The 7,935-nt window shown below is 61.1% G+C and carries 7 protein-coding genes; 2 read left to right on the forward strand and 5 right to left on the reverse strand.

All coding sequences use genetic code 11. From position 1 onward, the window contains the following. The 4 genes from B3187_RS05410 to B3187_RS05425 form a co-directional block, all read right to left on the reverse strand. A partial coding sequence (locus B3187_RS05410) for a Rho termination factor N-terminal domain-containing protein (protein WP_286804986.1) occupies window positions 1-236 on the reverse strand: 236 nt, incomplete at its 3' end. Between the two features lie 390 nt (window positions 237-626). Further along, complete coding sequence (gene trxA / locus B3187_RS05415; RefSeq protein ID WP_286804987.1) at window positions 627-956, reverse strand: thioredoxin TrxA; 330 nt, start codon at window positions 954-956, stop codon at window positions 627-629. Between the two features lie 226 nt (window positions 957-1,182). Beyond that, entirely contained in the window at window positions 1,183-2,874 is a 1,692-nt protein-coding gene (locus B3187_RS05420) for a sensor histidine kinase (RefSeq protein ID WP_286804988.1), read from the reverse strand. Between the two features lie 11 nt (window positions 2,875-2,885). Beyond that, on the reverse strand, window positions 2,886-3,668 hold the full coding sequence (locus B3187_RS05425) for a response regulator transcription factor (RefSeq protein ID WP_286804990.1): 783 nt from the start codon (window positions 3,666-3,668) through the stop codon (window positions 2,886-2,888). Between the two features lie 186 nt (window positions 3,669-3,854). Here B3187_RS05425 and B3187_RS05430 point away from each other — a divergent pair, with 186 nt between their 5' ends. Further along, window positions 3,855-5,327, forward strand: a complete 1,473-nt coding sequence (locus B3187_RS05430; protein WP_286804991.1) for a hypothetical protein — start codon at window positions 3,855-3,857, stop codon at window positions 5,325-5,327. Window positions 5,328-5,371: 44 nt separating this feature from the next. Next, complete coding sequence (locus B3187_RS05435; protein WP_286804993.1) at window positions 5,372-6,055, forward strand: vWA domain-containing protein; 684 nt, start codon at window positions 5,372-5,374, stop codon at window positions 6,053-6,055. Between the two features lie 150 nt (window positions 6,056-6,205). Here B3187_RS05435 and B3187_RS05440 read toward each other — a convergent pair whose 3' ends face one another. Then, window positions 6,206-7,831: a methyl-accepting chemotaxis protein gene (locus B3187_RS05440; protein WP_286804995.1), complete on the reverse strand. Its 1,626-nt coding sequence runs from the start codon at window positions 7,829-7,831 to the stop codon at window positions 6,206-6,208. Between the last annotated feature and the right edge of the window lie 104 nt (window positions 7,832-7,935).

Here is a 7,935-nt window from a genome sequence, read left to right on the forward strand (position 1 = left end):
ATGTCATCCGGGCCGGCCAGGTAAGAGCTGTCGGCCGAGCGCAAAAAGCCAAAGCCATCCTGCAGAATTTCCAGGACGCCGTCGCCGTAGATGTCTTCACCGCTTTTGGCGTGGCGCTTTAGGATATTGAAGATGATGTCCTGCTTGCGCGAACGGGCCATGCTTTCCAGCCCCATTTCCCGCGCGATGTCGATCAGTTCTTCGATGGGTTTGGTTTTCAGGTCGGTTAAATTCATACAGTGTGACTTTGGTGTGAAGGTTAATGGATTTGTTGTTGCACGAAAATTGTGATTCTGAGCGTGCGGGACTGGCGGTGCCGGGGTGCTGTTATCTCTGCTTACAGGCTGACTGCAGGCCAGGGTGGCTGAGCCACAGAGCGCCGAAACAGGGAGAACAAGCGGGAATTTATTGGAAATCAACTGGCGTTTCAGTCAACTCCCCGGAGCTGCCCATCGATTTGGCTGGTCCATCGATCTGGATGGTGGTTCAGAGCTGAATCAAGGCCGGGCAAACATCGAATGAAGGGAGTATAGCGATAAACGCCGGGTAGTGCAAAGGCGCCGGTCACTGGTCGCCGTGCGCCCGGCAGCCACCCGCCAGGCGGGGGCTACCGACGGGGTTCGGGCTTACAGAGCGCCTTCGATAAACTCGACCAGCTGCTGCTTGGACAGTGCGCCCACCTTGGTAGAGTCCGGCTCGCCGTTCTTGAAGATGATCAGCGTCGGAATACCACGGATGTTGAACTTGCCCGGGACTTCTTTGTTAGCGTCCACATCCATCTTGGTGATCTTGATCTTGTCACCATGGGTGCCGGCCAGCTCGTCCAGGATCGGGGCGATCATTTTGCAGGGACCGCACCAGGCCGCCCAGAAATCCACCAGAACAGGCTTGTCGGCCTTCAGGACTTCGGCGTCGAAGCTCTCGTCAGTGACGTGCACAATAGCGTCGCTACTCATAAAGCTGTGTCTCCAAATCGGTATCGTGAGTGAAGCGGTGTCGACCGCGCCAAGCGGGTCGTGGCCGCTTTATACGTGTGCCAGCATAATAAGGATTGCACCGCGGCCAGGCAAGGGGCAAAAAGCAATGGCGCTTATAAATGCCAACAATATAAAAACCTATGCTGGTAGTAACGTTTAATTATATATGGGGGTGATTGGCGGAATTTCAATGTCCCTGGCGGGCTCAGTCCCGGTACTCCTCGAGGGCCTCGAAGGGGCGGTTCAGGTCCTCAACCCGGGGGGCCAGAGCGTCCAGGTCCTCATCGTCCCCCTCGACCCTTGAGGCCGCGGTGGGCAGGAGCACCCGGAAGCACACCCCGGCGACATCCAGCGGCGTAAAGGTGAGCTTGCCGCCTTTGCGCCGGGGCTGTACCTCCAGGGCCCAGCGGGGAGTAGCCGGGTTTTGAGGGTCCAGTCGGGTCTCCCTGCCCCCGGAGGGGTCCAGCTCGAGGGCGAGGGTATCCTGACTGCCCGTCGGGGTCAGCTCCACGCGGGTGATGGCCTGGTCGAAATCCCACTCCAGCATTGCCGCTTCCGGCGCGGAGGAGCCGCTTAGGGTCTGGGCCCGCCGACACTGGGGTTGACCGTCCTCGTTCAGGGTGACTTCAATCACTTCGGTGGTCAGTTGGCCGTCGGCCAGGGCGATGCGCAGAGAATAGTAGGCGGGCCGGTTTTCGACGTTCTCGACCTTTACCCGACCTTCATAGCCTTTGACGATCTCCTGGACAAAGAACAATCCGAGCCCCTTGCCGTGGTGTTCCCGGGCGCGGCGGGTGGAGTAGCCGAGCTGGAAAATCTGCTCCATGGCGTCGGGCTCGATGTGGGGGCCCCGGTTGTACACCGCGAGCTCGACCCGGGCGCCCTGCTGGCCGAGGGTGAGCGCGACGCGGTTGTACTTGGATTTGGCCTTTTTGCGGGCAAAGAACTGGGCGTTCTTCAGCAGGTTTTCCAGCATCAGGACAAAGTGGTTTTCGTTGCCGAGCAGGCTGTCGGTCGGGTCCAGATAGGCCCGAAACTGGGGGTCGTCGTCCAGTACCAACCGCTCGGTTGAGCCCTCATCCAGGGCTTCGAGCCGGCTTGGTGATTCCTGCAGCAGGGGCGCGAGCGCCTTCAGTGTGGCCCGCCTCGGCCGGTAATCCGGGCGATGGGGTACGGCTTCGGAGGCATCGTCGTTCAGCAGGCGCTGGTAGTAGTGCTCCTCACACTCGCACAGCTGGTTGCCAATGTGCAGGGCAATGTTGTCCGTGGTGGACAGGTCCAGCAGGTCCCACAGATAGCGCATCGCCTCGAAGGCGTCGCGGTCTCGGCCATGAGTCTCCTCGTCCGGATATTGATCCTGTTCCAGGTGGCTCTGTAAGGCGGTCTGCACCTTGTCAAAGCAGATGACTCCGTTGTGACGCACTTCGGCGGCGATGCTTTTGAAGTGCAGAAACTTTTCGTCGTACTCGATATATTCCAGCAGCTTCTCGCTGATAAACAGTTTCAGTTTGTCCGCGTGACCGGCATAGGTGTGGGCTTTGAGTTGCAGTTGCTTCTTGCTCTGCCAGACCTGGTTCAGCTCGGTGCGCAAGCGCTCGATATCCCGGTCAAAGGCCCGCAGGCGCCGGCTGTGGTGGAACACGTCGCGCAGGATCAGCAGGGCGAAGACCAGCAGCGCCGCCAGTTTGACCTCCAACTCCTGAAGCAGTGGGTGCAGACGGTAGCCCTCGGGCATCAGCCCCAGCTCGCGCAACAGCTGGGGCTCGCCCGCCGCCAGCAGGTAGGCGCCCAGCGCCAACCCGGCCAGGCTGCTCAGCCAGGGAAAGGCCAGCCGGCGCGGGCGTACCGACGGCGGGTGGGACGCGGTGTTGAGGTCAGTATTCTCGGGGTCGGCCACGGTGTGGCTCCTTACTCTGATTGGACCGGCTTCCAGCAATAGGCACCCAGGTCCCCAAAGGTGACGATCCCTTCGCCTCGCTGACACAGGGCCATGAAGTCCCGCTCTGGCTCGGCCTGCTGAACGGCGTGGCGCAGGGTTTTGATGTGCTGGCGGTAGTTGGCGTAGGAAAATCGTTCCGGGTCGGCCTCCAATGCCTCGGCCATCTGCAGGGTGGATACCGGCCGGGGGGACGCCTCCACCAGGTAGCGCAGAATTTTCCGGGGCGTCGGGCCCAGCGGACGGCGGGGGTTGTTGGGGTTCATCAGCTTGTGGCCGTGCCAGAAGACTTCCCAGGTGAGCTTATCCAGGGTCAGAGGCCCGCTGGTGAGCTGTTCGGTTTTGGGGGCTTCACGCTGACGCAGAGCCGCCTTGATCCGCCAGCACAAGACCGCTTCGATATTGCGTTGATGCTTGGCGATGAAGTCCTGTATGCCCCCCTGCTCGAACGCACTCTGCTCAATATCCGTGCCGCTGTACTCGGACAGGTACACCTGGGGCACGTCGGGCCACTTGCGTTGCAGTGCCCGGGACACCGAGGCGCCGGCGCTGTCCCGGCCGTTCATCTGGGCGTCCAGCAGGGCAATATCCGGTGCCTGGCCGGCGCCGCTCTGCTTGATGTGCTGACAGGCCGCTTCGGCAAACCGGAAGACGCGCACACGGGTGGGCCGGCCATCGAAATCGGTGGCCTCGAGCACCGGCTGGAACTTCTCGATCCAGTGGGACTGATCTTCAACCCAGAGTATGTCTGCCATGGCCAAAGTGTAGCATTGGCTGCCAGAAAGGCTGTGATGGCGGTCACTGTTGGGCAAAGCCGCCCGCTTCTGAGGCGGCATAAACCGCCTTGCCTGGCCAACTCACCGATTTTTCACCGACGTTCGCGATACTTCGACTCAAGCCAATCCGCTGGTTGGCACATTCATTGATTCGGAGGATTCATCATGTTCAATCAACTACTGACCCTCTGGTCGGATTCGCCGGCGCTCTCGCTGGCGATCTGGCTGGTGATTCTGGTGGTGGTGCTCTATCTGGGGCGCCGCCACGCCCATCAACTGTTTCGCGCCAGTGGCCGGGCCGTGCATGGGGCCATGCGCCTGTGGAGCCGGTCCATCGGTCAATTGGAGCATCGCCTGGTGGCGCGCAACCGGGACGTGCTACTGGCCATGGGGCGCCGCTCGGCGGAAGCCGCCATTGAGCGGGACTTCAACCGGGTGCACACCATCATGGAGCGGGATCTGAGCCGCTACCCCAATCTGCACCGCAAGATTGCCGACGCCATCGAGAAGATCGAGGCCGACTATCAGGAGGCCAGCGATGCGCCGCCGCTACCACCGGCCTGGTCGGAGGTGATCGAAACTGTCTCCGGCCTGCCCGGCAGCAGTGACCCGGCGGTACACAAGGTGTTGGAAAATATCCGTGAGGTGATTGAAGACGCCCATAAAGAGACCTTGAAGCTGTACCAGAAAAGCAGTCGGGAGCGGCACCGGATTCTGGCCGGGATGCAGCCCCAGTGGCGCTCCCTGGATCAGAACCTGAGCCAGGTGAAGCAGACCATTGATGGGCTGGATGAACGCAGCAAGACCATTGATGAGCAGATGCAGGAATACGCGGCGATTCGTGCCGGGGAAGACAAAGCGGTGAATTCCCTGACCGCGTCCTCCATGACCCAGTTTCTGATTGCCGGACTGGTACTGGCCGTTGCCCTGATGGGCGGGCTGATCAACTTCCACCTGATTGCCATGCCCATGTCGGAGATGGTCGGCAGCAATAGTTATGTGGGGTCCATGCGCATTTCGGACGTTGCCGCGCTGGTGATCATTCTGCTGGAAGTGGCCATGGGGGTGTTCCTGCTGGAGTCCCTGCGGATCACCCATCTGTTCCCGATCATCGGCAGCATGGATGACCGGATGCGCCGGCGGATGATGATTGTCAGCCTGACGCTGCTGACCATCTTGGCCAGCATTGAAGCCTCCCTGGCCTATATGCGCGACCTCCTGGCTCTGGACCGCGAGGCGCTCAACCAGACCCTGACCGGAGCCGCCGTGGTGGAGGCCCAGTTCCGCTGGATTCCCTCCATCGGTCAGATGGTGCTCGGTTTCATTCTGCCGTTCGTGCTGGCGTTTGTGGCGATTCCGCTGGAGTCGTTCATTCACTCCCTGCGCACCGTGGTGGGGGTGATGGTGGTGGCACTGCTGCGGGGGCTGCGTCTGATCGTCCGCCTGGTGGGCGGCATGGCCAATCATCTGAGCAAGATGCTGGTGCACCTGTACGACATGCTCATTGTGGTCCCTCTGGCCATCGAGCAGTGGGTGAACCGCCCGCGTTCCAGTGAGCGCAAAGCCGACCGGGAGGACCCGCCCTGGGATGACAGTGAGGACTTGGAAGCGACCAAAGTGGTGGGGGTGAAGCCATGAAGCGAACTGTGGAAACAGCCATGAAGCGTACGACGAAGATAACCATGAACCGTTATTACGGTTGGCTCCGGCGCGGCGCTGTCCTCGCCGCGCTGATCGGTGCGCTGAGCGTGATCAGCGCCTGCAGCGACACCCAGCGGCCGGACAACCGCGCCGTGTATCTGCTGCTGGATACCTCCGGGACCTACACCGAGGAGCTGGACAAAGCCCAGTCATTGATTGCCTATCTGCTGGGCAGCCTGGACAGCGGTGACTCCATAGCGGTGGCCCTGATTGACGGCGGCAGCTTTACCGAGAAAAACATCGTTGCCAAAGTCACCTTTGACGATCGTCCGAGCGTGGCCAACGGTCAGAAGCGGGCCTTCAAGGAAACCCTGGATGAGGTGTTGGGGGGTATCGAGCGAGGTGCCGCCAATACCGACATCACCGGCGGGGTGATTCAGGGCCACGACTATCTGACCGAAACCGGCGCCGGGCAGCGCTACCTGTTCGTATTCTCCGATCTGGAGGAAGATCTTCAGGAAGGGCAGATTCGGGACTTCCCCATCGACATGTCCGGGGTGGAAGTGGTTGCCCTGAATGTCACCAAACTGCGCCGGGACAATATCGACCCCCGGGACTACGCCAAGCGCCTGGAGCACTGGCAGGGCCGGGTGGAATCCGGCGGCGGCCAGTGGCGGGTGATCAATGATCTTGAGCGTTTGGGCGAAATGATTCAGTGGCGTTAGTAGAGGCATTGGTGGATGAGTCCGAGTAGGTCGGATTAGGCCAAAGGCCGTAATCCGACACAATACAGACGCCCTTGTCGGATTACGGCCTCCGGCCTAATCCGACCTACGTGGGGTACGGTTGTCCCGCCCCGGCTTTGGATATACCGTCTAAACCCGGAAATGCGCGATCTGTGTTGATAAATGCCGCGACAACTCATTGAGATCCCGCGCGGTTTTGGTGGACCCCTGAGCACTCTGGTGCGCCCCCTGGACCAGCTCCACCACCCGCTCGATGTTCTTGTTGATCTCCTCGGCGGCGTAGCTCTGCTCCTCGGCCGCCGTGGCGATCTGGGCATTCATCTCACTGATGCTGGCCACGGCCCGGGTAATTTCGGCAATCGCCTCACCGGCCTCACCGGCACTGGCCACGGTATTCTGGGCCTGTTCCTGGCTGGCCGCCATGGCGGACATGGCGTTGGCGGCGCCGGCTTGCACCGCATCGATGATTTCCGCGATCTCCCGGGTGGAGTCCTGGGTCCGACGGGCGAGAGTGCGCACCTCATCGGCCACCACCGCAAAGCCGCGCCCCTGCTCACCGGCCCGAGCCGCCTCAATGGCGGCATTGAGGGCCAAGAGGTTGGTCTGCTCGGCGACGTTCTGAATCACTTCGAGCACACTGCCAATCCGGTTGGTTTCACCCTCGAGCTGACGCATGGCCTCGGCCACGGAATTCACATCGTTGGACAGATGATTGATCGAATCCAGCGTGGACTCCATCACCGAGCGCCCACGTCGCGCTCCCTCATCGGCCTGATTGGCCGCCTCGGCGGCCCCGGAGGCGTTGTTGGCCACCTCCTGCACCGTGGATGACATCTCGTTGACCGCCGTGGCCACCTGATCGGTGGACTGTTCGGTATCACCGGTCAGCCGGGTGATTTCATCGGCGTTCAGGTTGATGTGCTCGGAGGCGCGGTTGAGTTTGAGCGCCGAGTCTTTTACCGAACCGATGACACCGCCCATCTCCGATTGTAACCGGGTCAGGTTGTCGCTCAGTTGTCCCAGTTCATCGGCCCGCTGAATACGCACCTTGCCGGTGAAATCCCCCTGGGCCATTTCCTGAATATGGTCCATGAGAACTTTGAGTGGGCGCAGGAAGGCGGCCCGCAGCGTCCACCACAGCAACACCACCACCAGCAGGGCGACGCTCGCAATGGCCACTTGCGACCAGAAGCTGACCTGGGCGCTGCCCTGTTCGACCTCGCGGGTGAGGGTGGAGACGGTGGTGCTGATGTGCTCTGCAGCGTCGTTCAGCAGCCGACTGGGCTCCCGGTCGATGCCGGAGACGGCGTTATCGCCCACTGTCGGGTCGTAGTTGTTGGCGCTGAAGGCTTCAAAGCCGGCGCGGTATTCGCGGAACAGTGTCTGGTGGGCGTCGAGAAAGTCGGCCACTTCCTGGCGCACGGGGCTCGGTTCCATTTGGCTGAGCAGTGCCTGCCCTTCGTCCTGGATGATGTTGTGCTGTTCTTCGAACTGGTTCCAGTACCGTGCGCGTCGGCTGTCGTCGTAGCCACGCAGGAGGACGTTTTTCCATTCCTGAACCTGGACTTTGAAGTCGAAGTTCATCTGGTTGATGGCTCGTTCCTGGGCGATGTTGACGGTAATCAGTTCGTTGTAGCGGTCCAGCCGCTGGTTCAACTGACTGATGGCGATCACCGCCGTCACCAGCAAGCCCCCCAACCCGAGCCCCACCACGGCCATCAGCCGAGTCTGCATGCTGCGCTTGATCCAGTTCATTTTAGAACTCCTTTAAAACTTGTAAGCCGGGGCTGGTCGAGTATGTCGCAGTCGGAAAGCCCGGAGCACTTGGGGTGAACCCTTCCAAGACACGCCGTAAACCC

The organism is Marinimicrobium sp. UBA4209 (assembly GCF_002381585.1).
In the GTDB taxonomy this organism is placed as follows: Bacteria; Pseudomonadota; Gammaproteobacteria; order Pseudomonadales; family Cellvibrionaceae; genus Marinimicrobium; species Marinimicrobium koreense.